At 73.4% G+C, this 2,304-nt stretch carries 1 protein-coding gene; it reads right to left on the bottom strand.

Features of this window, described 5'->3' with window-relative positions; all coding sequences use genetic code 11:
* Positions 1-26: 26 nt before the first annotated feature.
* On the bottom strand, positions 27-2,304 hold a 2,278-nt coding region (locus JNW89_RS35155), incomplete at its 5' end, for a M36 family metallopeptidase (RefSeq protein ID WP_238452307.1).

Genomic DNA, 2,304 nt, shown 5'->3' with positions numbered 1-2,304 from the left:
GCGACGCCACCCGACCCCGGCGGGGTTCACTTCGAGAACACCTGGAACTCGGCGATCCGGACCTGGTCGCGCGCCGGGCTGGCGGTCGCGCAGTCGGTGCTGGTGGCCGGGTCGTCGTCCTGCTCACCGGCGTACGCCGGGCCGCCGGTGCACTGGCTGGCCAGCACCTCCAGCCGCACGTGGGTGGCGAGCGTGGTCGGCACCGGGAACGACCGCAGGTTGATGTCCCGCGTGTACGCCCGGTACTTCCCACCCGGGAACGCGTCGCCGGCGCTGGTGTAGATCCGCTCCCAGCGCGCCGGGTCGGCGCAGTCGGTGGTGGTCGCGTTGCAGGTGAGCACGGCGAAGGAACGCAGCGCGGTCAACGCGTTCTGCCCACCCGCGTCCGGGTCCCCGGTGATCGCCGGGCGCAGCATGGCGCTGACGTTGACCCGCTTGACCACCTGCGGGGCGCCACCGGGCAGCGCCACCGTGACGGCCCGCCCGGCCACCCCGGTCAGCGACGCCCAGTTGGTGCTCTCGGTGTCGTCGCCGATCCGCTCCAGGTTCACCCCGTCGCCGGTGATCACCGCGCCGGAGGTGGTGGACGCCAGGTTGCGGCTCAGCCGCAGGTCGACGTACCCCTCCTGGCCGGCGCGGGCGACGACGCTGAGCCGCTGGTGCCCGAAGCCGGGCGCCACCGCCAACAGTTGGTGCGTGCCAGCGACCGCCTCGAAGGTGTCCGGCAGGGCGGTGGCCGGGTCGGTGTCGGCGATCGGGGTGGCCCGGGCCTCGTAGTCGCCCACGTACAGCCGGATCGGCGCCTCGGCGCTGTCCCCCTTCGGCCGCAGGGTGAGCGTGGCGTTGTCGCCGTACGGGCTGGCGAAGCTCGGCGTCGGGTCGGTGTCGGTGGCGCCGTTGGTGGCGGCGTCCCGGCCCATCCCGGAGCGGGCGAACTCGGCCCAGATCAGCTCCTGGTTGGCCCCGCCGAAGCGGAGCCGGTCGGCGGTCAGCAGGTTGTCCCGCATGTCGAGCATGCTGACCTGACTGGCCGCCTGGAGCAGGAACGAGTCGAAGACCAGCTGCGCCCAGCGCCGGTTGCCCGGGCAGCTGTCCGCGGCGACCTTCCCCTGCGCGCAGTCGAGCTGCCGCTGCGGGGTGCCCGACCCGTACCGCTTCACCAGCGCGGAGCGGATCCGGTAGTTGGTGGCGCTCCAGATCTCCCCGTCGGCGTGCACCGCCGGGCCGGCGGTGTTGTAGCCGACGTCGGAGTAGTTGAGCGGGCTGCGGCTGAAGTCGTAGTTGCGGATGCCGCTGATCAGGTTGCCGGTGACGTACCCGCCGGTGACGAAGGGCGTCTGGCCGGGGGCGCGCAGGCCGTGCTCGTAGAGGTACTCGGCGGCGAGCAGGTCGCTCCACGACTCACCCATCGCGCCGCCCTGGAGGCCGCCGATGCCGCTGTCCGGACCGGCGATCATGCGGTTGGTGATGGCGTGCGTGTACTCGTGCCCGATCACCGTCATGTCGTAGTCGCCGTCCACGCACGGCGGGTACGGCCCGCCGGCCTGCGGCTGCCACAGGTACATGTTGGTGGTGGGCGGCAGGCCGTCGCGCGGCGTGCCCTGGTTGGCGTTGTTCCGGTTGCCGGACAGCGCGCCCTGCTGGGCGCGGCCCTGCTCGGCGTCGCCGCCGAGGCCGGCCCCGCTCACGTTGACCGCCTGGAGGTTCCAGGTGGCCTCGGTGAAGCCGAGGTGCCAGGCCCAGTCGTGCATCCGGTTGTGCATGGCGAAGAGGTTGGCGATGGCGGCGTCGGCGTCGTTGCGCTGTGCGGAGGTGAACACCGCCGGGTTGCAGCGGGCCTGGTGCCACTGGTCGGTGAACGGGTACTCGTAGCGGCGGTCGGGGCTGGCGGTGGCCGGCAGCAGCGGGCTGCCCGCCCCCCAGGAAATCACCGTGTTGGCCGAGTTGCCGCGCGAGGTGCCGGTCGGCGTGCCGGTGGCCTTGTCGACGTCCCAGGCGTTGCCGGTGGCCGGGTCGCGGAACGCGGCGGCGCAGCCCGGAGCGGGGTCGGCGCACCAGCGCACCCGGGGGTCCTGCCCGGGCGCGAGATCCTGGGGCGGGGTGGCCGGGTAGACCGCCCAGCTCGGGTTGTCCGAGTCGAAGTCGACCAGGTCCTCGCGGACCAGCACCGCACCGGTGATGCCGTCGACGTAGGTGGTGAAGGCGGCCGGGTGGTCGCTGTCCGCGCCGATCAGGGTCACCTCGTACGCGGCCCGGGTGCCGTCGAGCGGGGTGGGCACCGCGACCGGGCGGACGCGGTGGCTG

This window comes from Micromonospora sp. 4G55 (assembly GCF_016803375.1).
This window is presented reverse-complemented; position numbering and strand designations above follow the sequence as displayed.